At 42.8% G+C, this 25,754-nt stretch carries 16 protein-coding genes; 7 read left to right on the top strand and 9 right to left on the bottom strand.

The window, feature by feature from the left end; translation table 11 throughout:
• Positions 1–67: 67 nt before the first annotated feature.
• On the top strand, positions 68–2,521 hold the full coding sequence (locus tag ACYVBM_RS21890) for an ATP-binding protein (RefSeq protein ID WP_460687836.1): 2,454 nt from the start codon (positions 68–70) through the stop codon (positions 2,519–2,521).
• Complete coding sequence (locus tag ACYVBM_RS21885) at positions 2,511–2,912, top strand: response regulator (RefSeq protein WP_460687835.1); 402 nt, start codon at positions 2,511–2,513, stop codon at positions 2,910–2,912. Before ACYVBM_RS21890 ends, ACYVBM_RS21885 begins: the two co-directional genes overlap by 11 nt.
• Here the strand turns inward: ACYVBM_RS21885 and ACYVBM_RS21880 are convergent.
• Positions 2,907–4,073: an RsmB/NOP family class I SAM-dependent RNA methyltransferase gene (locus ACYVBM_RS21880; protein WP_460687834.1), complete on the bottom strand. Its 1,167-nt coding sequence runs from the start codon at positions 4,071–4,073 to the stop codon at positions 2,907–2,909. The two genes, ACYVBM_RS21885 and ACYVBM_RS21880, sit on opposite strands and share 6 nt — an antisense overlap.
• Positions 4,074–4,207: 134 nt before the next feature.
• Positions 4,208–5,767, bottom strand: a complete 1,560-nt coding sequence (gene odhB, locus ACYVBM_RS21875) for a 2-oxoglutarate dehydrogenase complex dihydrolipoyllysine-residue succinyltransferase (protein WP_460687833.1) — start codon at positions 5,765–5,767, stop codon at positions 4,208–4,210.
• Positions 5,768–6,280: 513 nt separating this feature from the next.
• On the opposite strand from odhB, the gene ACYVBM_RS21870 reads away from it, so the two are divergent.
• Complete coding sequence (locus tag ACYVBM_RS21870) at positions 6,281–6,928, top strand: response regulator (protein ID WP_460687832.1); 648 nt, start codon at positions 6,281–6,283, stop codon at positions 6,926–6,928.
• 89 nt (positions 6,929–7,017) lie between these two features.
• On the opposite strand, the gene ACYVBM_RS21865 is transcribed toward ACYVBM_RS21870, so the two are convergent.
• Positions 7,018–9,780, bottom strand: a complete 2,763-nt coding sequence (locus ACYVBM_RS21865) for a 2-oxoglutarate dehydrogenase E1 component (RefSeq protein WP_460687831.1) — start codon at positions 9,778–9,780, stop codon at positions 7,018–7,020.
• A 258-nt stretch (positions 9,781–10,038) separates the two neighbouring features.
• On the opposite strand from ACYVBM_RS21865, the gene rpsT reads away from it, so the two are divergent.
• The gene (gene rpsT, locus ACYVBM_RS21860) at positions 10,039–10,296 is read left to right on the top strand and encodes a 30S ribosomal protein S20 (protein WP_460687830.1); all 258 of its coding nucleotides are present in this window, start codon (positions 10,039–10,041) and stop codon (positions 10,294–10,296) included.
• A gap of 72 nt (positions 10,297–10,368) precedes the next feature.
• Here rpsT and murQ read toward each other — a convergent pair whose 3' ends face one another.
• Both murQ and ACYVBM_RS21850 read right to left on the bottom strand, forming a co-directional pair.
• Complete coding sequence (gene murQ / locus ACYVBM_RS21855; RefSeq protein WP_460687829.1) at positions 10,369–11,181, bottom strand: N-acetylmuramic acid 6-phosphate etherase; 813 nt, start codon at positions 11,179–11,181, stop codon at positions 10,369–10,371.
• Between the two features lie 21 nt (positions 11,182–11,202).
• Complete coding sequence (locus ACYVBM_RS21850; protein ID WP_460687828.1) at positions 11,203–12,075, bottom strand: N-acetylglucosamine kinase; 873 nt, start codon at positions 12,073–12,075, stop codon at positions 11,203–11,205.
• 356 nt (positions 12,076–12,431) lie between these two features.
• Here ACYVBM_RS21850 and ACYVBM_RS21845 point away from each other — a divergent pair, with 356 nt between their 5' ends.
• Positions 12,432–14,021 (top strand): S41 family peptidase, encoded by a 1,590-nt coding sequence (locus ACYVBM_RS21845; RefSeq protein ID WP_460687827.1) that lies wholly within the window; start codon positions 12,432–12,434, stop codon positions 14,019–14,021.
• 89 nt (positions 14,022–14,110) lie between these two features.
• Here the strand turns inward: ACYVBM_RS21845 and ACYVBM_RS21840 are convergent, their stop codons facing one another.
• From ACYVBM_RS21840 to ACYVBM_RS21825, 4 genes are all read right to left on the bottom strand, one after another.
• Positions 14,111–15,082 (bottom strand): DUF4421 family protein, encoded by a 972-nt coding sequence (locus ACYVBM_RS21840; RefSeq protein ID WP_460687826.1) that lies wholly within the window; start codon positions 15,080–15,082, stop codon positions 14,111–14,113.
• 19 nt (positions 15,083–15,101) lie between these two features.
• Positions 15,102–15,689 carry a hypothetical protein gene (locus tag ACYVBM_RS21835; RefSeq protein ID WP_460687825.1) on the bottom strand — a complete coding sequence of 196 codons (588 nt, stop codon included), beginning with the start codon at positions 15,687–15,689 and terminating at the stop codon, positions 15,102–15,104.
• 42 nt (positions 15,690–15,731) lie between these two features.
• On the bottom strand, positions 15,732–16,244 hold the full coding sequence (locus ACYVBM_RS21830) for an acyl-CoA thioesterase (protein WP_460687824.1): 513 nt from the start codon (positions 16,242–16,244) through the stop codon (positions 15,732–15,734).
• 235 nt (positions 16,245–16,479) lie between these two features.
• Complete coding sequence (locus ACYVBM_RS21825) at positions 16,480–18,417, bottom strand: LTA synthase family protein (RefSeq protein WP_460687823.1); 1,938 nt, start codon at positions 18,415–18,417, stop codon at positions 16,480–16,482.
• A 373-nt stretch (positions 18,418–18,790) separates the two neighbouring features.
• Between ACYVBM_RS21825 and secA the strand changes: the two genes are divergently transcribed.
• Both secA and ACYVBM_RS21815 read left to right on the top strand, forming a co-directional pair.
• Positions 18,791–22,120 (top strand): preprotein translocase subunit SecA, encoded by a 3,330-nt coding sequence (gene secA / locus ACYVBM_RS21820; protein ID WP_460687822.1) that lies wholly within the window; start codon positions 18,791–18,793, stop codon positions 22,118–22,120.
• A 367-nt stretch (positions 22,121–22,487) separates the two neighbouring features.
• A complete protein-coding gene (locus ACYVBM_RS21815; protein ID WP_460687821.1) occupies positions 22,488–25,721 on the top strand; it encodes a UvrD-helicase domain-containing protein in 3,234 nt (1,077 codons plus the stop codon).
• Positions 25,722–25,754 lie beyond the last annotated feature (33 nt).

The following is a 25,754-nucleotide window of genomic DNA, read 5'->3' as shown; positions in this document are numbered from 1 at the left end:
CATTTATGAGATTCAATAGTCTATTATTTTTGGTATGTGTTGTTAAGTATCCTATTGTTATTATTGTATGAGCGCTACAGTACCCGATCATCAAAATATTTTAAGTAAATCTCCATTACTTATTAGCATTTTGGCTGCCATAGCCTTTTTTGTTACGTCCGTACTAATCATTGAACAGCGCAGGAACATCATCATCACCCACACCCGGCTGAAACTTTCTGCTGAAATGAAAAAGGTGAATGAGGAACTGAACCTGTTCTTTGGTGATATGTACAGCGGGCTCGCTGCCATTGGACGAATTATTGATAATAACGGGGAGGTGCGTGATTTTGAAGAAACAGCAAAAGAGGTGCTGAAGAATAATCCCAGGCTCTACAGCATATCGCTTATCCCCGGGGGCGTTATAAAATACACTTACCCTGAACATAATGAGGCTGCTTTAAATAAAAGTATTCTTCATACACGAGGTAAGGAAGAAATTTCCGGCGCGCTTGCAGCTTACCGTTCAAAAAAAATAAAAATTGCCGGGCCTTTTAAAAACTTCGCGAATGTGGAATGTATTGCAGCCAGGCTGCCCGTTTTTATAAATGGTAAATTCTGGGGGTTTTCTAGCGCAGTGATCAAACTTGAGGACCTGCTAAAAGCCACTGGCATTTCAGATTCGGTACCACTGAAATACCATTATAGCTTATCCTATATCAGCCACTTTAATCAAAAAGAGGTCTTTTTCCTGGGTAAAAAACCGGGCAAAAGGAACATAACTGTCGACGAAGACGTGCCCTACATTAACTGGCGGTTTTATGTTTTCATGAAAGAATCAGGGATATGGGTCATTCTGTTACCTGTCATTCTTTCCCTGCTGGGGTCGGTTATTACAGCCATTATACTCAAGAAAAAATTAGAAAAAACGCTGAGGCTGAAAATTCTTGTTTCCCAGAAAGACCGGCAGATTGCTGATGCTGAAAAAGAGTTTAAAGCCATTTTTGACAATGCCCCTGTTGGCTTTGCCATCATCGACGGTGAGACCCAAATTTTATCCAGTGCCAACAGTAAGTTCTTCAGCTTCTTTGGTTTGGAAGCCAATGCTTCGCAGGCGCCCGAAATGAATGAGCCCGTGAAAAATATGCTGGATACCATCATGCATCACGGACCGCACACTTCCGGCGGAGCTGTTGTTCCCCTGTCAGGCCAATATAAGTACACCAATAAAAAAGGAAAAGAGCTGTGGATATATTATAACCTTTTCACCCTCCCCTCAACTGCTGAAGAAAAAGAAAAATATGTTGTGATAGCAGAAGATGTTACAGAAAAACTGACGGCAGAACAAAAGCTAAAGGAATCCGAAAAAAAATACAGGTATTTATTTAATGAATCGCCCGTTGGTTTATGGGAAGAGGATTTCTCTGAAGTAGTAAAACTGCTTTCAGAAAACGGTATGATGGGTAAAACAGAGGAAGAAGTTGTTGAACATTTTACCAGGTTCCCCCACCTGATTCCCCGGTATGCCGGGTTAATAAAAATAAGATCCATCAATGATGAGTGCTTCAAGCAGTATAAATTAAATAACAAAGAAGAGTTATTACAGAATTTTGCCCGGTATATATTTCAGAAGAGATCGCTTCATGTGCTTAAGCATATTCTAGCGGCAATTTGCACCGGCAAGCATCAGTTCAGGTCTGAAACCAGATTTTACAATGCCGAAGGAACACTACAGGACTCTTACATTTCCTGGCAGGTGATTCCCGGCCATGAAAAGCATTACGATCAGGTTATTTTAACTACCGTAGATGTTACAGATCTGAAAAAATCGAAGGAAGATCTGAAAAAGTCTATGGAGATACTTGACTTCCAGAATAAAAGGCTTCTTGATTTTTCTTATATGGTATCACATAACTTAAGATCTCATACCAGCAACATCCAATCGTTAAGCGATCTTATATTATCTGCTCAATCGGAAGAAGAGAAAACCGAACTTCTATCACACCTGCATAAAGTTGTAAATATTTTGAGCAGTACCATTGAAGGATTGAATGACGTGGTAAATATCCATTCGGGCCTGAACCTGACACGGCAGGATATTATCTTAAAAGCGGTTGCAGACAGAATAATCAATATACTCAATGATAAAATAAAACAGAAAGATGCTATTATACTCAATAACATACCGAAAAACGTAACTATTTCTTATAATAAGGTATATATAGAAAGTATTTTACTAAATTTGATATCCAATAGCCTTAAATATTCTAAACCCGGCGTTTGCCCTTTAATAAGTATCACTTACAGCGAAAATGAATCTCGAAAACTACTTGCCATCAGTGATAATGGAATTGGTATTGATCTCGAAAAAAATGGTCATAAATTATTTGGGCTTTTTAAAACTTTTACACATGATCCCGACGCTAAAGGGGTTGGTCTTTATATCACAAAAAGGCAGATAGAGGCTATGGGAGGAAAAATCACAGTGGAAAGCACTGTGAATATAGGAACCACTTTTAAAATTTATTTTAATGATAAATAAGAAAAATGTGCTAGTAGTAGATGACGATCCTGTTTTTAAACTGATAGCGAGAAAATTGTTTGAAAGAAGTGGGGACGTATTTAATGTAAAGTTTGCAGATAACGGCCTGGACGCCCTTCAGCAGCTCAAAAACAGAATAGATAATAATGAAGCACCGATGCCTGATATCATTCTTTTAGATATTGAAATGCCAATAATGAACGGCTGGGGCTTTATGGATGAATTTATACAATTGCCTGCTGAAAAAACAAAAGACATTGTAGTGTACACGGTAAGCTCTTCCATAGCACAGGAAGACAAGAACAAAACCGCATCCTACCCCCAGATCAAAGCATATATTACAAAGCCCCTCACTCTTGATATTATCAAAAATATTGCAGAAGCATCATAATTGCGCTTTTTCAGTCCGCCTTAATAAGGCGGCAAACATAGTATCTGCTTTCTTGTGGTATCCCTTTAAAGCTTTCTGCAGCACCAGCAGCATACCCATTGCCTGTAGTGCTTCTACCTGCAGTTCATTTTCTTTTTTAAATACAGAACAGGTAATGTAAAGCAGATAACCTCCCGGTTTTAAATACCGGATGGCATTAGTTGTAATCGCTGTCTGCAGCGCGGCGTATTCATCTATACGGGTTTCTTTAAAAAAAGAAAGCTGCTCCGGAGTACGGGCCCACGTACCGCTGCCGCTGCATGGCACATCGGCAATAATCAGATCAAAACAGCCGTTGGGCGAAGCTGTTGCCGTATCTGCAACAAAAGCATTATAATTTTTTATGCCGGCCTCTGCAAAACGCTTTTTTAAATTAAAAATGATGGAAGGCCGGACATCGGATACCGTTAGTAAGATATGCGGGTAAATATCTTTAACCAGTATAGATTTTCCGCCACTTGCTGCACAACAATCCCAAACAGCCATTGCTGAGGGGAAATCAGGGGCGCCGGTCCCGCCCTTTTCTAAAAACATTCCCGTTTCCTGTGAACTCAGGTCCTGTACCACCGCCTCTTTATTCAGTGTTATGATATGGTTTATCCTGGTGCTGTTAGGCATACGAACCGTTTTACCGGTTATTTCAACATCAATATTTGCCGATAAAAGCTTAACTTTTACCACTTGCTCATAGCCGGGCCTTATACGCAAAAAAAGATCAGGCTGAATAAGATGGGAGCGTTCAAATGCGGCCCTGTCAATACCTGTACTTACATCACTTTTGAAAGGGAATATGGCTTCGGGCTCTTCTACCGGTAAATCACAGGCAGTAAAAAAGTCTGCCCACTCCTCCGGCCATGATTCTTTTGAAAGCTGGTAACCTTTAATCACTTTTTGTTCTGTAGAAAGCCGGGGGTATGATTTTCCCAGCCGGAAGAAACAATAGCACAATGCTGTTATTTCCCGGCGGTCTTTACTCCCGAACTTTTTGTGAGCAGAAAAATATTTTTTAATAAAATGAGCAAACGGAGGTTCTCCTTTATACAGCTCAATAATTGAAAGAGCCGTATTAAGATGAGATCGGAAACGGTTGATATAAGGTATTGAAAAGCGAAGATGCTGCATCCTGATATTGTTATAAAAAATGGCCCGTGCAAAACACGAACCAATATAAAAAATCTGATGATACTTATATTGCAGTACAAAAACCCCGCAATGCCTGCAAAGTTGTTGATCGCCGCACTAAAGCAGTTTACAAATTATAGCTCCAGTAGTGTTTTTACAGGATCCTTTTGAACCAGCAGGAGCGCAGGATTTTCCAGCAATTCCTTTACACGTACCAGGAAGCTAACCGATTCGCGGCCATCAACAATGCGGTGATCATAGCTTAAAGCCACGTACATCATAGGGCGAATAACCACCTGGCCGTTGACAGCCACAGGACGCTGGATAATATTGTGCATACCCAATATAGCACTTTGAGGTATATTGATGATGGGTGTGCTTAACATGGAGCCAAATATACCCCCGTTTGTAATGGTGAATGTTCCCCCGGTAAGATCATCAGCTGTAAGCTTACTATTCTTGGCTTTAGTAGCCAGCTCCACCACTGCTTTTTCGATTTCAGCCATACCAAGGCTTTCTACATTGCGGATCACGGGTACGGTAAGGCCGCGCGGAGTACTCACAGCGATACTTATATCCGCATAATCATGATACAGTATCTGATCTCCGTCGATATAGGCATTTACACTCGGCCATTCGCTTAATGCAATGGCGCAGGCTTTAGCAAAGAAACTCATAAAGCCCAGCCCCACACCATGCACTTCCTTAAACTTATCTTTATATTTAGCCCTTATATCCATTACAGGCTGCATATCTACTTCGTTAAAAGTAGTAAGCATCGCCGTTGTATTTTTAGCTTCTACCAGCCTGCGGCTGATGGTTTTGCGCAGGTTGGTCATTTTTTCCGGACGCTGGTTGCGGGTAAACAGCTCACCGCCATCAAACGCTTTTTTACCAGGGCTGGCCAAAGCCGCCAGTACATCGTCTTTTATAATCTTTCCAGAAAAGCCCGACGGTGTAACAGTTTTAGGGTCTACTTTTTTATCGGCGATTATTGCGGAAGCAACCGGGGTGGCTTTAACATCGGCAGTTGCGGGTTTTGAAGTCACTATTTTCTCTGCGGGTGCTTCGGGAGCTGCTGTTTCAGCCACAGGTTTGGAAGGCTTACCCGTAGTTTCTTTTATAACAGCAATAGTATCACCTATTTTCAGGGTATCGCCTTCGGCAACAGCCGTTTCTAATATACCCGCTACTTCTGCATTTACTTCAAAAGTAGCTTTTTCGCTCTCCAGCTCTGCTACTACTTCATCACGCTCCACGTATTCTCCTGATTTTTTCCCCCATTTCAGCAAGGTAACCTCGCCAATAGATTCTCCTACGGCAGGTATGGTTACCAGCACTTCTTTACCCGTAGGCTTTAAGGGTTCCTTATCCGGTGCAGGAGCGCTGACCGTTACAGGTGCCGCGGCTTCTTTTATATCATTTGTACCTGAGCCAGTGGCGCTTGCCGGCCTGGTGGCAGTATCGTCTATTTGGGCTATTACATCTCCTATATTTATAGAATCACCTTCATTTACACTTGTAGAAAGCACGCCTGCTTTTTCTGCATTTACTTCAAAAGTAGCTTTTTCGCTTTCCAGCTCTGCAATCACTTCATCCCGCTCAACGTAATCTCCTGTTTTCTTCACCCATTTCAATAAGGTTACTTCACTTATCGATTCTCCAACTGCAGGCACTTTGATATCAACAGACATAAATAATATGATTTTGTAGTATAGACGGCAAATTACGTAAAAAATGACAAAACAGAGATAACAGAATATCAAACTTACTTCCTGCTTTTAATCTCTTCAAGCAATGCAACCAGCTCTTTGGCGTTGGCAGGATAGCGCGCCGCAAGATTGTTTTCCCTGAAGGGTCTTTCAAGATCATACAGCTATGCATGGGAATATTTAAACCGTATACCATTTGCTGCCAGGGGCGTTTGATTTTTGATATCATGTACCAGTTAAGGCCACCATATCCCCGCCTCGGCCTTAGTAAGGCAGCCTCTTTGATTTTATGACACGAGGCAGGAAAAAACCTCCGAACAGGAGTAATGTAACTATTGAAATTCTTTTCATCAGCTACGTAAAATAGTAATAATTTTGGTAAATAGTTTATGAGATGTTTTTGCCGGTTCAGCACGTTGACGATGCCTGTATCAATACTATACCACAAATTAGGGATTAGTTACTACTTATCCTTCAATTACCTTTGGTTACAAGATGAGTAGTCTGCCAATTAAAATTATTGTTTTTGATGATAATGCCTACCGTAGAGAAAGCCTCTGTATGCTTATCAATTCCTCCCCTAAAATGACTTGTGCAGGGACTTTTTTTGATTGCAGCAATGTAATTGCCGATGTCAGGAAAACAGCACCCGATGTGGTATTGATGGATATTGATATGCCCAATGTAAATGGTATTGAAGGAGTAAAACTGATACGCCTGAATTTTCCGAAAGTGCAGGTATTGATGCAAACTGTTTTTGAAGATGATGATAAAATATTTGCCTCCATCTGCGCCGGAGCCTCGGGCTATATTTTAAAAAAATCAACACCGGCACAACTGCTGCAGGCGGTAGAAGATGTTTACAACGGGGATGCTGCAATGACAGCCTCTATTGCGCGGAAAGTACTGACGGCTTTTCAGAAAAACGTGTTTTACGAAAACAACCAGGAGATATCTTTAACGCCCCGCGAAAAAGAAGTTTTAGGTTTCCTGGTAAAAGGATATAGCCATAAAATGGTAGCATCGGCCTGCAGCCTCAGCATTCATACCATTAATACACATATCAAAAAGATATACGAAAAATTACAGGTAAACTCGGTGGCAGAAGCAGTGGTAAAAGCATTGAATCAAAAGCTGATATAAATATCTCATGTTTAGTTTTGAATATAAGAGGGCGGAATTTCTATTCCGCCCGATTGTTAAGCTTCCATATACTGTATGTAATATCTGTATTAAATCGTGAATGCTGTATTTACAATTTCTTCCTGTTCTGCTTTATGCACTTTCATAAATCCGGATGCCGTAGAGGCGCTGGGCCTGCGGCTGATGATGCCATAATTGATATGCTTCAGGTTCATTTGCAGGAACGAAGCGGCTCCCATATTCAGCGGTTCTTCCTGCACCCAGTACCAGACTGCATTTTTATATTTGCTGTACAGCGCCTCAAGCTGTTTGCCGGGCAGCGGGTATATTTGCTCTAATCTAACAACAGCCACATCTTTACGGCTTTCCTTTTGCTGCCTTTCTAACAGGTCGTAGTATACTTTTCCGCTGCAGAACAATACCTTTTTAACATCTGCTGCACTAACATAAGCATCATCAATCACTTCTTTAAATGAACCTGTTAAAAACTCACTTTTTGCAGAATAAGTACCCGGATGACGCAAATTAGCCTTAGGAGCAAAGTTAACCAGCGGCTTTCTGAAGGGCCATGCAAGCTGCCTTCTTAACGCATGAAAATAGTTGGAAGCTGTAGTGATATTGGTTACCACAATATTCAGCTCGGCACAGGCAACCAGGAATCTTTCCATGCGGGCACTGCTGTGCTCCGGCCCCTGCCCTTCATAACCATGCGGCAGCAGCATTACCAACCCATTCATCCTGTTCCATTTTTGCTCGGCCCCGGTTATAAACTGGTCAATGATCGTTTGGGCACCATTAACAAAGTCTCCAAACTGCGCTTCCCACAGCACCAAAGCATTAGGGGTAGCCAAGGCGTACCCGTATTCAAAACCCAACACAGCGTTTTCGCTGAGCAAAGAATTGAACATCCTTATCTTACCCTCAGCCCCGGGTACATTCGCTAAACGATTATGGGGCGTATCGTTTATCTCATCTCTGAGAATACAATGGCGGGAGCTGAAAGTACCCCGGCCAACATCCTGACCACTCATTCTTACATCAGCGCCATCCAGCATAACGGACCCAAATGCCATTAATTCGGCAGTGGCCCAATCTATTTTACCTTCTTCATTAAATAATTTCACCTTATCCTTTAAAAGCTTATCCACTTTTTTCAGGGGAGTAAATCCTTCGGGGATGGCCATTATGGCGTTGAAAACAGTATTAAAGCTTTCTTCTGTAACTGCTGTAACGGGACTTTTATCAAAATCTTCGGGGATCGCTTTTCTTAATTTCTTCCATAAAAGCTCGGGAGCCTGGTATTTGTAGGGGAGTGGTTTCTGCTTTACTTCGTCCAGCCTGTCCTGTAAGTCTGCCCAAAACTTCGTTTCCATTTCTTTAGCCAGTTCCTTGGCATCTTCTTCTCCATTATCCAGCAAATATTTTACATAAACCTCGCGTGGATTAGGATGCTTATCTATCAGTGCGTACATAGCCGGCTGGGTAAACTTGGGATCGTCACCTTCGTTATGGCCATGCCTGCGGTAACATACCATATCTATAAATACGTCATCGTGAAAAGTACTCCTGTAACGTGCCGCTATTTCAGCGCATTTCACTACTGCTTCCGGATCATCACCATTTACGTGAAATACCGGGCTTTGAGTCATTGCTGCAAGCGAGGTGCAATAGTTGGCACTGCGCGCGTCAGAAAAGTCAGTAGTGAACCCGATCTGGTTATTAATAATGAAATGAATAGTTCCGCCTACCATATATCCCGGTAGCTTCGACATCTGCAACAGCTCATATACAATACCCTGCCCGGCTATAGCCGCATCGCCATGTATTAATACAGGCAATACTTTATCATACCGCTCATCATGGATATTATTAGCGCTGCTCCTTGCAAAACCTAGCACAACGGGATCTACTGCTTCCAGGTGCGACGGGTTGGGCATTAATTTTAAATGCACGGCGTTGCCACCAGCTGTTTCTACTTCGCTGCCAAAACCCAGGTGATACTTTACATCACCGCTGCCCATTGTCTGGTTAATTTCACCGGTGCCCTCAAATTCGCTAAAGATCTGCTCATATGTTTTGCCAAGGATATTGGCCAGGATATTCAACCGCCCCCGGTGTGCCATGCCAATCACTACTTCCTTTACATCCAGCTCGGCAGATTTATTTATTATGGCATCCAGCGCTGCAATAGTGGTTTCCCCACCTTCCAGTGAGAACCTTTTCTGCCCTACATATTTTGTATGCAGGAACTTTTCAAATATTACGCCCTGGTTCAGTTTCTCCAGTATCCGTTTTTGTTGCGCCAAAGGCAGCGGACCGGAAAAATTTTTCTCAATCTCGTTGGTGATCCAGTCGACCCTTTTCTGATCGCTGATATATTTAAACTCAACACCGATATGACCGGCGTACCATTTTTGGAGGTGTGTGAAAATATTTCTAAGCGTTGTAGTTCCTAACCCTATAAGGCTGCCCGCTTCAAATTCAGTATCCAGGTCTGCTTCGCTAAGCCCATAAAAAGAAAGCTCTACATTGGCGCCCCGGTCTTTACGTTTTTTGATCGGGTTGGTATTGGCCAGCAAATGCCCTTTATTTCTGTAACCCAAAATAAGCCGGTATACTGCAAGCTCTTTTTTCCAGTTATTGACCTTACCTGCAGATGCCTGTGCCATAACCCCATTCGCGGGTGCTGCGGTTCCGTTTTTTGCGCCCAGCCCGCTTCCGACAGCAAAATCAAAACCCTCAAAAAATTTTCGGAATTCCTGGTCTACGTTTTCGGGGTTGGTTACAAACTCGTGATACATACTTTCAATAAATTCAGGAGACGAGCTTGTGATATAGGAAAAATCTTTCATTATAAATGAATCGTTAATATATAAAAAATATCTTTAATCTTAAAGGCAGAAAGGTAACAAAGAGATAAGTTTTCATTACAACCTGCGAAATTAAGATATAATTTGAATCAGGCACAATAAAGATGCCATATAAAGCGTTAAAACACAAAGAATTTAAACACTGCCCGGTTGGTGCTCACAAAAAAATAAAAAAGTTCTGTATTATAGAACGAAATTCAAAAAAAACACTTACCTTTGCCGTCCTAAAATCAGAAACAGATGGCCAATCATAAAGCTACAAAGAAAGATGCACGTCAGGCTGCAAAACGTCGTGACAGGAACAGGTATTATGGTAAAACTACACGTAATGCAATCAGGGACCTGAGGGCTGCCAGTAGTACGGAAGCATCTGAAAAATTATCTTCTGTTGAAAGCATGATTGATAAATTAGCCAAACGTGGTGTTATTCATCGTAATAAAGCCGCTAACTTAAAAAGCAAGCTCGCTAAAAAGATCAACGCGGAGACTGCTAAATAATCAATTCAACTACAATATTCTTTTACAAAGGAAGGCTTTTGCCTTCCTTTGTGCGTTATGCAGTATCAGTATTTATACAGAAGCTGCTTCAATAGCTAATTTTACACTACCTTTTTCCAGTAACAGCTGTCTGGCTTTATCGTAATCGGTTATACCGGTACGTTCCATTATCATCCTGGTGCCCCGGTCTATTAATTTATCGTTCGTAAGCTGCATATTGACCATACGGTTGCCTTCTACCCTGCCCAGCTGTATCATCACAGTGGTGGAGATCATGTTCAGCACCAGCTTTTGAGCAGTACCGCTTTTCATTCGGGTGCTGCCTGTAACAAATTCCGGCCCAACAATTACTTCTACCGGATGCTCCGACACGCTGCTGATGTCAGCATGAGGGTTACAGGAGATACTGCCGGTTGTGATACCGTTTTCGCTGCAATGCTTTAGTGCGCCAATTACATAAGGAGTAGTGCCGCTGGCCGCTACGCCTACCACTACATCTTTTTCATTAATATCATGTTGCTTTAAGTCGAGCCACCCCTGCTCTTCATCATCTTCGGCATTTTCGACAGGCGTGGTAATAGCTTTGTTTCCCCCGGCGATGACTCCAATCACAACACCGGCGGGCATCCCGTACGTTGGCGGAATTTCGCTGGCATCTAAAATACCTAAACGCCCGCTCGTACCGGCACCTATATAAAACAACCGCCCGCCCGAAAGCATTCTTTCTACTATCGCATCCACCAGGTTTTCGATCTGAGGCAGTACGGCGGCCACTGCAACAGGCACTGTTTGATCTTCTTTATTTATAGAGACCAGGAGCTCTTTTATGCTCATTTTATCCAGATCGTTGTACCGGCTGGGTTGTTCAGTTACTTTTTCAATCATACTAAGAATGGTTTTTTAGACTTATTTAGCAGCAATGCTGTTATCTGTTTCGCTTTTATGAAACTCAATCAGGCCTTTCATTGGTTTTTGTAAAATTCTCCCCAACTCAAAATTGTACACAGCACAAAGCTCTTTTATAACATCTTTAAAAGCAAAAGCTACACCACCTACAAAGTTGACAGGATATTTCCAGGTTTCATTATATTTTATAAGGTGGGTGAAAAAGAAGTCGTTCAAACCATCCTCAATAATATTCTCGATCATGTAATGACCGCGGTTCTCTGCCAGGAACCTGGCAAAAGATGCCAGGTACCTGTTAGGTAAAGGCTTTTTATACACATTCTCAAGTATCTCTGCGGCATTGGTAACATATACGGCATCAAAGCGCGCCCGAAGGTCTTCATCAAATGTATTGTATAAATAATATTGAAGCACTTTTTTACCCAGGTAAGCGCCACTGCCTTCATCACCTAATGCGTAGCCCAAACCGGGACTGCTCTTTTTCAATTTTTTACCGTCAAAAAAACAGCTGCTCGACCCGGTTCCTAAAATACAGGCAATTCCTTTAGTTCTTCCGCACAGCCCTATGGCCGCTCCTTCCACATCATCGGTAACAGCTACCTTCGCTGCAGAAAAAACCTTTTTTAAGGCATTTCGCACCAGCCTTTTATTGGCGGGGTTTAAACAGCCGGTTCCATAAAAATAGATTTCATCTACGTGTGTGTTTTTTAAAGCAGGTAATAAATCTTCTGCCAGTAGTCCGGCGATTTGCTCACCATTTAAAAAATACGGGCTGATACCCGGTGTATACACTGATTTGGCTTTACCGTTATACAAGAGACTCCATTCGGTTTTAGTAGATCCGGCATCAGCAACTAATATTGTTTTCGGCATTAGTGTCGGGAATTTAGAAAATAATATGCTAATATAAGTATCAATACCATTGGAACCATAACTGAGTGCCTAACATTTTTGAGGATGTATACTTACCAAAGAGGAGGGCGGAGCATACACAGCGTATTCTAAGATCCGCATCCAACAAAAAAAATTCGGTGTATGTCTGTGGTTGCTGAACAAAAATCGGGGGCAATCCGAATACCTGTATCGCTCACAGTATACAGAAGATCACAGAAGTATTTGGTGTATTCTCAGTGAATAACGCTGTGAACCCCTTTGATCTTTAAAAATGTTATCTCTTCCCCAATATAGGTTCAGACAATTTTATCTATTTTGCAGCCTTATTCTACACAATGATGAACAGGAAATTTGAGGTTTGGCTTCCGCTGATATTTGCTATTATAATGATTATAGGTATGTACGTTGGCTATCGTTTTGCAACAGGGCAACCTAATAAAAAAATATTCAAGAAAGATCAGTCTACCGCTTTACAGGAAGCACTGGATATTATAAAAACGCGTTATGTTGATTCTGTACAGATCGACACACTTGAAGAGAATGCCATCCGTGAAATGATGAGCGAACTGGACCCTCACTCGGTATATATTCCCGCGGCTGAGCTGCAACTGGAAAACGACAGGCTTTCCGGCAGCTTTGGCGGCATTGGCATTGAATTTAACCAGATCCGGGATACCGTAAATGTGACTTATGTATTTAGCGGAGGACCCGGCGAAAAAGCAGGCCTCTTTATAGGAGACCAGATCATAAAAGCAGATGGCCGGAACCTGACAGGAAACGACTGTACCACCTCTAAAATAATGAATGCGATCCGGGGAGAGAAAGGCGCTGTAGTAAAACTGGATATTATCAGAAACGGTAAGGATATCGTATTGAACGTAAAGAGAGACAATATCCCCACCCCTTCTGTTTCCGCAGCATATATGATCGACAGCATTACAGGATTCATAAGGCTGGGCACTTTTACCAATACCACTTACCGCGAGTTTATGGAAACAATGGAAAACCTGAAAGAGAAAGGTATGAGGCAGCTGATATTTGACCTGCGAAGCAATGGCGGCGGATATATGGACCAGGCCATTGAAATCGCAGATGAATTCTTAAGTGGCGACAAGCTGATTGTATATACGCAGGGGATCAACAGCCCTAAAACGGAATACAGGTGCAAAAGGCCGGGAATATTTGAAAACGGCAAACTTACAGTACTGGTAGATGAGCTGAGTGCAAGCGCAAGCGAAATTGTGGCAGGCGCATTGCAGGACTGGGACAGGGCCACTATTATCGGGCGCCGTACTTTTGGTAAAGGATTGGTGCAGGAACCGTTCTTATTAAGTGATGGCTCGGCTATGAGACTTACTATAGCCCGATACTATACGCCTATCGGCAGAAGCATTCAAAAACCCTATACAGGTGATAAAAAAGTGTATATGGACGAAGTATGGAACCGCTATTCAACAGGACAGCTTTATTATGCAGACAGCAACAAGATCAGCAACGGTAAAACCTTCAAAACAAAAGGAGGAAGAACGGTGTATGGCGGTGGAGGTATTATGCCGGATGTTTTTGTAGGGCTTGACACCTCTAATTATTCAAGAGAGATCAACAAAATCTTCTTGAACGGCTCTTTCAATGACTTTATATTTCATTACTACCTCGATAACAAAAAAATTTTAGACCCTTATCCCAATCCACAGGTATATACCCATGAGTTTGACCCATCCAAAGAAATGTGGAACAGGTTCACCCACTGGGTAGAGAAAGACTCCATTAACCTTTCGGGTCTTCCGGCGTTCGAAAAACAAAGAGTTGAAGATCGTATGGAAGCCCAGCTGGCACGGTTTAAATGGCGCGACTCGGGCTTTTACCAGGTAATGAACACCAAAGATCCGGTGGTAATCGCTGCTTTAAAGGAGTTGAAAAAATAGGAAGAGGTTTGGAATAGAACATTATAACTTTATAATGTTTAAATTCTTTTCCTATCACGTGCAGGTATACCAGCCTGTAAAATCAATGCTCATAACAGGTGAAGCATCTTCTTATGCAGGCTTTTAAACCGGTAGCCTACAGTAAGCAGGATATTTGATTTAGGCTGTTTCAGGTTACGGCTATCTACATGAGCTATCAGTTCTTCCCAGCTGGAATTAATGTACGCATAAGCATTATTCCCGTTGTAACCGCCTATAACCCTGGCGTCTATATTAAGAGCGCTTCTCAAACGTTTATTTCTGCCAGTTCCAACCTCCTTAACTCCTCCTCCTCCCAGGGCCAGGGACGGAGAGAGGCACCAACTTTTTCTAAAAACAAAAGTATAGTTATAGCCCAGGCTGCCGGTCAAAGAAATCCATTCTTTATCGGGCAGCAATAATTTAGCTTTTGTAGTATCCGCAACAGGCAAAGGATGATCGAGTATATTGATTTTCTGCCATTGCGGATTCAGTTTATAAAAGACTGCCCCGGCGTTTTTGGCTTGCTTTTCAGAAAAGAAAAAAGCAGTCCGGCTTGAGAAGCGCTCCCGGTTGGTATACCAATAAATATCACAGCCCAGCCTTGAGAACCGTGCATTTTGAAAAGGCTGATATCCCCTATGGGACTGTTGCGGGATTAAAAGGCCGTTATACGAATCATAATATGGATGCACTATCATTGTTTTCACCCTGAAGGTAAACTCAAGCGATGTGTATTTGAATTTTGTTTTATCATCCAGATAGGTATGAGGCAGCGCCCATGAGTAAACGGCCGAAAGCCAGTTGTAGCTTAAGAAAACGCCATTATAAAAATTACTGTTGGCCACAAGATTAAAGCTTTGGCGGTATTTACCTCTTGAGCTGAAGCTAAGTGCCGATGTGTACTTCCCTGCAAATATTTCAACTGTATTTGGCTTTTCGAATTGCTGGATATAGGCCGTATCCACAGCATCCTGTCCTGCTAAAGGCAGCCATGTAAAAAGGCATATTATAATCGGGCCATATTTTATAGCTGTATTCAATTTACAGGTATCGAAACGATTATTTAGACAGCCTATAGGTGAGCCCAAGGCTCATCGCCATGCCGTGCGGGTTTATATCAAGATCATCAAAAGAAAGTTTATAACTTTTCAAGCCAGCCTCAACCTTACCGGAAATTCTATTTTTAATATTTATAAGCACACCAACCCCGGCATAACCGTAAAACCCACCCTCTCTTATATGGTAAAAAGGCTGACCAGGTACATCTGACTTATTATAATTTAATATAGTGAGCCCCTGAGATAAGTGTACAAAAAAATGTACCGGCCGCTGCCTGGTAAGCCTTATATACTGGCTCAGGTAAGTGGGAATTAACAACAGGTTATTGATTTCCCAGCCATTATCCGGATGAGTGGGCGTATAGGCAAAACCAGTTGCAATACTCACATCAATTCTATCAGACAATGGCCTGCTTATTTCAATGGTTGCACCGGGAAAATGATCACCGTGTGTACTATATAAATCATCCAGATTAAATGTAAGAGAATGCTTACCTGTGGTTTGAGCCCAAAGTAAAGGATTAATACAAAAAAACAGGATCGTTGTAAAAATAGCTGCAAAGCAGTGGCTGCTGCAAAAAATTTTCATTGCAAAATATTTAAACGGCGAAACAGTGGCTACTCGCTCAGGTTATCCTTTCTCAAAAAACTCCTTTAGTTCTTTTGCATCACCCGGCTGCATTTTACCTCCCAGAATCAGCCTTACCTGCCTGCGGCGCAATGCACCATTATACAGTACATCATCTTCCGCTGTTTCCGGCTCTAAAGGCGGAGCGGGAGTTGGCCGGCCATTTTCATCTAATGCTACAAATGTGTAATAAGCAGTATTGCTCTGATATTTATGCTGCTTCACCAGATCTTCTCCCCATACCTTTAAAAAAACCTCCATTGATGAATTAAAAGCCCTGGTTACGCGTGCTTCAATATGTACCGCGTTTCCCAGTTTTATAGCGTTTTCAAAAGAAAGGTTATCTACAGAAGCTGTAACCACTGCAGCATGAGCATGTTTTTGTGCAGAAAGCGCCGCAGCAATATCCATCCAGTACATTAACCGCCCTCCCATCAGGTTACCATATACATTAGTATCGTTGGGTAATACAAGCTCTGTCATTACGATCAAACTATCTGCAGGTTTCTTCACCATATGTATCTTTTTTTGCAAATGTAGCCGCAAATTGCAGATTTTGATAACCTATCAATAATAACAGCACATTTAGGCAGGGAGCCCTGAGGACGGGATAATGCCGGTTGAATATAATTAATACGAGTTTAAACAGCTATCACACCCGCCTGCCCGCATGCGGATCAGGCATTCTGGCCCGTATACTGGTATACAGTATTAACAGGATTATTTTCTGGTGCCTCAGGTAATTGGCAGGTTACTTTTGTACAGTAAGCCGGTTTTCGATCAGCCGGTTATTATATTGCTGTACAAATGCTTTCAGCCTCCGGTGCAGCGCTTTTGCCGTATCTGCTCCCGGCCCGCCGGAAATATTATTTTTAAACAAGGGATCGGCCTTATAATTATACAGTTCCTTGATTTTATCATTGTCAGCAAACAGTGCATAATCGCCCTGGAACCACCGGTAACCACCCGAATACTGAAAGGCAAATGCTTGCGCTGCCTGCGTTGTATCGAGCACATTATTTCCATAGGCAAAAAAAGGCTTGTTATATTTCAGGTACCCTAACACAGTTGGCATAATATCTATTTGCTGAATAATACCCTGGCTGATGCCCTGCATCGTACTATCGCCCGGCGCATAAAGAATAATAGGTATCGCTATATCTCCCCAAGGCGTCTGATACTCCTTATGATAGGTAACCGTTGCATGATCGGCGCTGATAACAAATAAGGTATTATTAAACCATGGCGCTGTTTTAGCTTTATCGAAGAACTTTCTCAGAGCCATATCTGTATATCCGATGCACTCATATACCGGTAATGGTCCTTTCCTGAAACTGTTTTTATACTGCTCCGGCACTTTGAACGGATGGTGCGATGAAACTGAAAAAATAGTGCTGAAGAACGGCTGGGAAAAAGTGGTAAGCTTTTGTTCAAAAAAACGGAAAAACGGCTCATCCCATATTCCCCATATACCGTCATACTCGTTATCATTATTAAACTCCGTTTTCCCGTAATAATGCTCTATTCCCAGCAGCCTGGTAATGGCAGTGAAGCCCATAGAACCATTAGGGGCACCATGAAAGAAAGACGTATGATATCCTTCATCCCTCAAAACATGGGCCAGGCCGCTAATACTGTCAGATACATAGGGAGTAAGCACAAAAGGGTTAACGCCACTTGGAATACTGGCGATGCAGGAAGGTATGGCATCAATTGACTTGCGGCCATTAGCAAAAGAGTTCCAGTAAATCTTACTATGTCCGGCGAGCGAATCGATAAAAGGCGTAAATCCTGTATAAGTACCCCCGTCAAGGGCCTTATTATAAAAGCCCACGGCTTCCTTCCCGAAGCTCTCCAGTAAAATCAGCACTACATTCTTTTTTTGAAAAATATTATCCGGGGCTGGATAATGTACGGGACTGTAAATCTGCTCCAGCTCATTTTCGGTATAGTAAGATACTTTTTTCAGCACCTGCACGCTCATAGTTCTGAGAAACGTAAACGGTGTATTCAGCACCAGGTAGATTTCGTTAGGATTATCTACGTAATCGCCGGCATTGCTGATGGTGATAGGCCGGGTACTATGTTTATAGTCTCCACGTATACCACCCACAGCCAAAAAAACAGCCAGTAATAAAACCACAATAGCCGTTACATAATACCGGGCTTTGGAATAACCCTGTACCGCCACGGCAATAACACGGTTGTATAGAAGTACCATCAGCCCCGTTAATGCCAGAAATATCAATGCTACATACCAGTAATCTACGAGAAAATGACGGGCAAGCTGACCGCCGTTTTCTTCGTTCCCGAATTCTTTAAATACCATAAACGTAGTTCGGCGAAGCGTAAACCGGTAATAAATAAAATCAATACATGCCAGCAGCAGCGCTATAATATTACATACAAAAAACGTGATCTTAACCGTCAGCCTGTAACCTTTACTATTGCGCCACAAAACGGGGAACGGGAGCAACATCATAACAAGGGGCAACGCATTGTAATAAAACAGGGCAGCAATATCAAAGCGAAGCCCCCCTTTCAATATCCTCGCCCATGCCCCTGCGCCTATCCGGGGAAATAAAGAATGGTTTAATCCCCAAAAAATAAACCGGCAGGCAAAAAACAAAAGCAACACTATCAGCAGCCTGTACACAATGGCCAGGTAATAATTTATTTTTAGCTTCATAAAGGGAAAATGGTGCGAAAATAATTATTTCTTAATAAAAGAGATAACATAGTGCATTGCATGCAGTTATCGCGGCGTACAAAACCAGGGCAGTTAGACCGGCATACCTCTCGTTGTGGTACTTGTAAAAAGTAAAATCTTATATATTCTATACGATAAGGTTGCATTAATTTTCGCCTGCGGCTCCTGTCCAAACACATCATAAGAGCTGTGGCAGGAACACTATTTTGGAACTTAGTCCGGGACACAGACGTTTATACTGCCGTGCTTTTCTTATATTTGCGACCCCTGTCAAATTGTCGGCTATTTAAGATAGCACTGTTTTTGAAGACAGGAACTTCATAAAAGCAGATTTTAATTTTAATACAATATCATGTTCGGTTTTTTATCAAAAATTTTTGGCGGAAGCAAATCTGAAAAAGATACCCGGAAGCTTCAGCCGGTTGTTGAAAAAGTAAATAGTTATTTCGCTCAATATCAATCATTAACCAATGACGAACTGCGTAATAAAACGCAGGAATTCAGGCAACGTATCAAAGAGCATCTTACTAAAATTGATGAAGAAATCAATGCGCTGAATGAGAAAGCAGAAACCTTATCTCATGATGCGCTGATAGAAAAAGACAATATTTACAAGCAGGTAGATGAACTGAAAAAAGACAGGGATCAGGAAATTGAAAAAGTGCTGGAAGAAATAATGCCCGAAGCTTTTGCTGTTATAAAAGAAACAGCAAAGAGGTTTAAGGAAAATGAAAACATCGCCTCGAAAGCTACCGACCTCGACAGGGAACTGAGCGTAAAAGCCGAATATATTACTATTGACGGGGATAACGCCATTTATAATAATACATGGACTGCCGCGGGCGGTAAAGTAACGTGGAACATGGTGCACTACGATGTACAGTTAATTGGGGGCGCCGTATTGCACAGTGGCAAAATTGCCGAAATGGCAACGGGTGAAGGTAAAACCCTGGTATCTACCCTACCCGCTTATCTTAATGCGCTGGCTGGCGAAGGGGTGCATATTGTAACGGTGAACGATTACCTGGCCCGTCGTGACCAGGAATGGAACGGCCCTATATTTGAATGGCTGGGCCTGCGCGTGGACTGTATAGACAAGCATCAGCCTAACACTGCAGCAAGAAGAAATGCCTATATGGCGGATATTACTTACGGTACCAACAATGAGTTTGGTTTCGACTACCTGCGTGATAACATGGTTCATACTGCCGATGAAATGGTACAGCGCAAACACCATTTTGCCATGGTAGATGAGGTAGATAGTGTATTGATAGACGATGCGCGTACACCGCTTATCATCAGCGGGCCGGTAGATAAGGCAGATGACCAGCAATACCATATACACCAACCACGTGTGCAGCAGCTGTTCCAGGAACAGGAAAGAATAGTAAGGCGTGAGCTGAACGAAGCTAAAAGACTGATCGAAAAAGGCGAAGACGACCCCAAAACAGGGGGCCTTCATTTATTCCGCGCTTTCCGCGGCTTACCCAAATATAACCCGCTTATTAAATTTTTAAGTGAGCCGGGCATAAAAGTAAAACTTCAGAAAGCAGAGAATTATTACCTGCAGGACCAGGAGCGTAACATGCACATCATCGATGCCGAGCTGCTGTTCAGGATCGATGAAAAAAACAAGTCGGTAGACCTTACAGAAAAAGGCCTGGCCACCATTACAAAGTCGGGTGAAGATCCGGAGTTCTTTGTGCTGCCCGACATCAGCGTGAGCCTTACAGAAATTGAAAAGAGCGATGCACCGGCAGAAGAAAAGTTAAAACAGAAAGAGCAAATCCTCAACGATTACTCCCAGAAAGCAGATCGCATACACTCTGTTCAGCAGTTACTGAAAGCCTATACATTATTTGAGAAAGACGTAGAATATGTAGTGATTGACGGTGCTATTAAAATTGTAGATGAGCAAACGGGACGTATTATGGAAGGGCGCCGCTATAGCGATGGGCTGCACCAGGCGCTGGAAGCAAAGGAAAATGTGAAGATCGAGGCCGCCACCCAAACCTATGCTACTATTACACTGCAAAACTTTTTCCGTATGTACCACAAGTTAGGTGGTATGACGGGTACTGCCGAAACTGAAGCAGGAGAGTTATGGAGCATTTATAAGCTGGACGTGGTTACTATACCAACCAATGTGCAGGTTATAAGAGATGACAAACAGGATTTGGTTTACAAAACCAAACGAGAAAAATATAAAGCGGTTATTGATGAAATTGAGGTATTGAGGAATGCAGGCCGGCCGGTACTGGTGGGTACCACCTCAGTTGAGATCAGCGAACTGCTGAGCCGTATGCTGCAGCAAAAGAAAATTCCGCATAATGTATTAAATGCCAAACAACATGCCCGTGAGGCCAGTGTAGTGGCAGAAGCCGGGTTAGCAGGAGCCGTTACCATCGCTACCAACATGGCAGGCCGGGGTACCGATATCAAGCTCGGGCCGGGCGTTAAAGAAGCTGGTGGACTGGCTATTATTGGTACAGAAAGGCACGAAAGCCGCCGGGTAGACCGGCAGTTAAGGGGTCGTGCCGGTCGCCAGGGTGATCCTGGCAGCTCGCAGTTCTACGTGTCGCTGGAAGATGATCTCATGCGCATGTTTGGTAGTGAGCGTATTGCAGGCATGATGGATAAGCTGGGTTATAAAGAAGGCGATGTGATCCAGCACAGCATGATCAGCAACTCCATTCAACGCGCCCAAAAGAAAGTAGAAGAGAACAACTTTGGCATCCGTAAAAGATTGCTCGAGTACGATGATGTAATGAACAAACAGCGTAATGCAGTTTACGAAAAACGCAACCATGCCTTATTTGGCGAAAGATTGTCGCTTGATATTGACAGCGCTTTCTCCATAGTTGCAGAAAGCCTGGTAAGCTCTTTTAAAGAGCAGGAAGATTTTGAAGGCTTCAAACTGGCATGTATCGTGAACTTTGGTATGGATACCTCTATATCTGCAGAGGAATTCAATTCCACTTCAGAAAATAAGCTGGCTGATAAATTATACGCAGAAGCCACCCAGCGCTATAACGAGCATATTGCCGGAATTGGAGAGCAGGCGGTCCCTGTATTTAAAAATATAAGAGTTACACAAGGAGCTCATATTGAGAACGTGGTAGTTCCGTTCACTGATGGCCGTAAAGGTATCAGCGTGCTGGCCCCCCTGGATAAAACCATTGAAACCAATGGTAAGGCGCTTACATCTGCCATGGAAAAGTCAATTACCCTTGCAGTAATCGATGATGCGTGGAAAGAACATCTGCGCGCCATGGACGATTTAAAACAAAGTGTGCAAACAGCCTACCTGGAGCAGAAAGATCCTTTGGTAATTTATAAGGTAGAAGCATTCCAGTTGTTCAATAATATGACCACCAACCTGAACAAGGATATTATTTCTTTCCTTACACAGGCCAATTTGCCCGATCAGCAGCAAAACAATGCCCAGATCAAAGAAGGCAAACAGGTAAAAACAGACCTCAGTAAATTAAGCGCCAATAAAGATGCAATAGATGCGGCCGGTGAGGATTACGCGGCCAACGAAAATGACTATTTTGATCCTTCTGCCCCGCCTGTAAAACAGGAGCCGATACGTGTAGGCCCTAAAATAGGCCGTAACGATCCTTGTCCCTGCGGCAGCGGTAAAAAATACAAACAGTGCCATGGTAAAAATGCTGAGTAAAACAATTGGATCCCTCCCATTCCCGGAGGGATTTTTTTATGGAAGTTTCTGAAATATAACGCAGTATAACAGGATACTGCTTCGCTGCCGGGACTCATTTCGGCCATGTAAAAGGCCCTGCAGGAAAAAGTAAGCGCAGTGCTGCCGTCTTTTATAGGATGCCGGTTAGCTCCTCCTCAAAAATTATATGTGTTAGCGGCAATGCTATACTACTTCGCTAATGATCTTTTCCTGCTCTTAGCGGTGTTTTCATATGGCAGGCCTCATTGCAGTGAGCAGGCTTAAAGACCTGTATAAATCTGTGGTTTCGGAGAGGGCCTCCTTCAGTTTTTTTCACTAATTTACCTGACTTAAGTGTGTACACGCAATGCAAAAACCAGTTAAAATATTACAGGCTTCAGCAGGCTCCGGTAAAACCTTTAGCCTGGCGGCCCAGTATCTTATTTTGCTTTTCAGCGGTGAAAATAAATACCGTGAGATACTGGCTGTAACTTTTACCAATAAGGCTACAGAAGAAATGAAAACCCGTATTCTTGAAGTGCTGGCAGGGCTCGCTAAAGGAAGTGAGCAGGCAAAAAGCTATCGGCAGATCATTCTTAAAGAATACCCGCAGTTGAATAACGAAAGCTTACAACAGCAGGCCGATGCGATCTACCGGAAGATCCTGCACGATTACAGCCGTTTTTCAGTAAGCACCATCGACGGGTTCGTTCAGAAAGTAATACGGGGCTTCGCTTTTGAATTAGGCCTGAGTGCCGATTATGCGCTGGAGCTCAATATCGAAAAAGTAAAAGACGATCTGCTGGAAAGACTGGACGAATCATTATCGCACAACAGGTATATTTTAGACTGGATAATACAGTTAGCCCTCGAAAAGATAAAAGAAAACAAAAGCTGGAACTATAAGAACGAACTCCGGAATATCATTAGCGAAATTTTTAAAGAGAGCTTCCAGCTATTTGAGGACAGTCTTGCCCAATTAACACCGGACGAGCTGAATGAGCTGTTTAAGGCATATGCAAAAAACACCAGGCAGCAAATCAAACATTACGAAGATGCTATAGAAAGCCAGGTAGCAAAAGCTGCAGCAATATTCGACCGCTATCAATTAGACAAATCCCATTTTGTGAATGGTTCCAGGAACTGGCTCTGGAAATTACAGACCCTTAATGATCATGATGACACCAAAACCGATAAAATATTTGCCCTGATCGATACACCTGATCTTTGGTTTAAAGAAGGAAAAGGAGCTGTTTCTTTATATAACGAGCTAAACCCTATACTTAAAAAAATAAAAAGCTTCAGGGAAGAGCATATAGGTGGCTATAAACTGGCACTAGCGTTTAACCAGAACCTGTATTACCTGCGGCTGATGCAGGAAGTAGCTGTACTGCTCGCTCAATACAGAAATGAAAACGGCAACCTGCTCATTAGTGATGCACAAAAATTAGTAACAGGCATTACAGATGATGCCGGCGATAACCCTTCTTTTATCTGGGAAAAGGTGGGCAATAAATACCGCCATTTTTTATTCGATGAGTTCCAGGACACTTCTACACAGCAGTGGAAAAGCTTCCGGTCGATTTTAGTAAATGCCCTGGCTTCGGCTACCGGCAGGCAAACCGATCATTTAATTGTAGGCGATGTAAAGCAAAGCATTTACAGGTGGCGCTCCGGCGACTGGAATATCCTCCACCGCCAGGTGAAGCAGGATGTGCAGGAAGAGCAGGTGGCAGAAGAAAGCCTGGAAGAAAATTACCGCAGCACAAAGAACATTATAGCATTCAATAATCTTTTATACAGGGAAATTCCCACATTGCTGCAAACCGAAATAAATAATGCCCTGAATGCCCAACCGGCAGCAACGCAGCAATGGTGGAAAGAAAAAAAACTGGATACCATTATCAGCGATGTCTATTCTGGCTCTTTTCAAAAAAATGCTGCTTCCACCCGCGACGGGGGGAAGATAAAAGTGCAAAGGCTGGGTGGCGATGGCCAGCGATATACAGAAAAGCAGTTTAAAGAAGACGCACTGCATGGAGCAACGGCAGCAATAACCGATCTTTTAGAACATTATCATTACCAGTATAAAGATATAGCGGTATTGGTAAGGTCTAACTATGAAGCAGGATTATGCGTAAACAGGCTGATGCAGCAAAATATACCGGTACTAAGCGGTGATGCTTTACTGATAGCTAATAATCCGGCAATAGACCTTATCATCAATACTCTTAAAGTTTTTACAGGCCTTAATGAGCAAACAGCTTTATACAAAGCCAATTGCATTGCTTTGTATCATACCATTCATAAGAAAGGGGGGCACGGACAAGACCTAATAGAGCCTGGATTATATTTTGAGCTGAATAATAAATCTCTTTCCCGGCTCAGTGATGCGCTGCCGCCCGCTTTATGCGCCAACTGGCAAAGCTGGCTACAATTGCCGCTCGCAGAATTGGTTGAAACTTTATTTGAATGCTACCGGCTTACAGCATTAACACAGCACATACCCTATCTGATGGCTTTCAGGGACCTCGTAAATAAGGCTACCAAAGCAGGTGAAAAAGGTATTATTGCCTTTTTAGAGTGGTGGGAAGAAGAAGGCACGGTTCAAACCCTGCCATCACCCGAGGGCGCTAACGCCGTACAGATCATCACCATACATAAATCAAAAGGTTTAGCTTTCAGGGCAGTGCTGGTGCCCTTCTGCAATTGGGATATAAAAACCAAAGCCAATACGATCTTCTGGGTTCCGGCTACCGGCTCTCCTTACCATCAGGTGGGCACTATACCTTTAAAATTTAACGAATCGCTGGCCAGGAGTACCGCCGCCAAAGCCTATTTCGAAGAACTACTGTATGGCAACATGGATAGCCTCAATATGCTGTATGTGGCTACCACCCGCGCCAAAGACTTCCTGTATCTGGCAACAATGGGTAAAAAAGATGAAGGGAAAATAGCTACTATAGGCGACACTTTAAACGCAGTGATAAAAGAGCATGATGCAACATTCGCTGAATCAGGTATATACGAATCCGGGGAAATCGTCTGCTTAAAAGAGCCGGGAGTTGACAGAACTACTTTCAGACTGAACCGTTATCCCACGTCAGGAAGGCTTTCAAAGCTATACGAAACATCAGAAGAAAAGCATATTATCCACCTGCTGAATATGGAAAAATCAGGCAGAAAAGGCTCTCTGGCTCACGAAATACTGGCTAATGCCTCCGGTGAAAAAGAAGCAGACAGGTACCTGGATAAACTACTGCTGGACGGCACGATCAAAAAAGAAGAATTACCCGGCTTAAAGCAGGCAGTGATGGATGTGCTGAATGATCCGCAGATCATCAGCTTATTTACAGAAGCGCAGCAGCATATTGTTGAAAAAAACATTATAGATATACATGGGAAAATACAAAGGCCCGACCGGATCATTATTGCCCGGCACAGAGTGGTATTGCTCGACTACAAGTTTACCTTAGAGCAACATATTTCGCACCGCGAACAGATCCTCAGGTATAAAGACCTGCTGGAGCAAATGGGCCTCAAAAACATAAACGCTTATCTTTTTTATGCTACCGGCAAAGAGCTTAAAATGGTTGGCTGATTTTTTCATCTCTTTATAAGGCACTTTATAAAA

The organism is Niabella aquatica, assembly GCF_054779315.1.
The sequence above is the reverse complement of the archived record's forward strand: the minus strand, read 5'-3'. Positions and strand labels throughout refer to the sequence as shown.

Coding starts and splice junctions, on each gene's coding strand:
- secA (WP_460687822.1), top strand. CDS start 18,791: ATGTTCGGTTTTTTATCAAAAATTTTTGGCGGAAGCAAATCTGAAAAA.
- ACYVBM_RS21845 (WP_460687827.1), top strand. CDS start 12,432: ATGATGAACAGGAAATTTGAGGTTTGGCTTCCGCTGATATTTGCTATT.
- murQ (WP_460687829.1), bottom strand. CDS start 11,181: ATGATTGAAAAAGTAACTGAACAACCCAGCCGGTACAACGATCTGGAT.
- ACYVBM_RS21825 (WP_460687823.1), bottom strand. CDS start 18,417: ATGAAGCTAAAAATAAATTATTACCTGGCCATTGTGTACAGGCTGCTG.
- ACYVBM_RS21835 (WP_460687825.1), bottom strand. CDS start 15,689: ATGAAAATTTTTTGCAGCAGCCACTGCTTTGCAGCTATTTTTACAACG.
- odhB (WP_460687833.1), bottom strand. CDS start 5,767: ATGTCTGTTGATATCAAAGTGCCTGCAGTTGGAGAATCGATAAGTGAA.
- ACYVBM_RS21880 (WP_460687834.1), bottom strand. CDS start 4,073: ATGCAGCATCTTCGCTTTTCAATACCTTATATCAACCGTTTCCGATCT.
- ACYVBM_RS21815 (WP_460687821.1), top strand. CDS start 22,488: ATGCAAAAACCAGTTAAAATATTACAGGCTTCAGCAGGCTCCGGTAAA.
- ACYVBM_RS21870 (WP_460687832.1), top strand. CDS start 6,281: ATGAGTAGTCTGCCAATTAAAATTATTGTTTTTGATGATAATGCCTAC.
- ACYVBM_RS21890 (WP_460687836.1), top strand. CDS start 68: ATGAGCGCTACAGTACCCGATCATCAAAATATTTTAAGTAAATCTCCA.
- ACYVBM_RS21830 (WP_460687824.1), bottom strand. CDS start 16,244: ATGGTGAAGAAACCTGCAGATAGTTTGATCGTAATGACAGAGCTTGTA.
- ACYVBM_RS21865 (WP_460687831.1), bottom strand. CDS start 9,780: ATGAAAGATTTTTCCTATATCACAAGCTCGTCTCCTGAATTTATTGAA.
- rpsT (WP_460687830.1), top strand. CDS start 10,039: ATGGCCAATCATAAAGCTACAAAGAAAGATGCACGTCAGGCTGCAAAA.
- ACYVBM_RS21885 (WP_460687835.1), top strand. CDS start 2,511: ATGATAAATAAGAAAAATGTGCTAGTAGTAGATGACGATCCTGTTTTT.
- ACYVBM_RS21850 (WP_460687828.1), bottom strand. CDS start 12,075: ATGCCGAAAACAATATTAGTTGCTGATGCCGGATCTACTAAAACCGAA.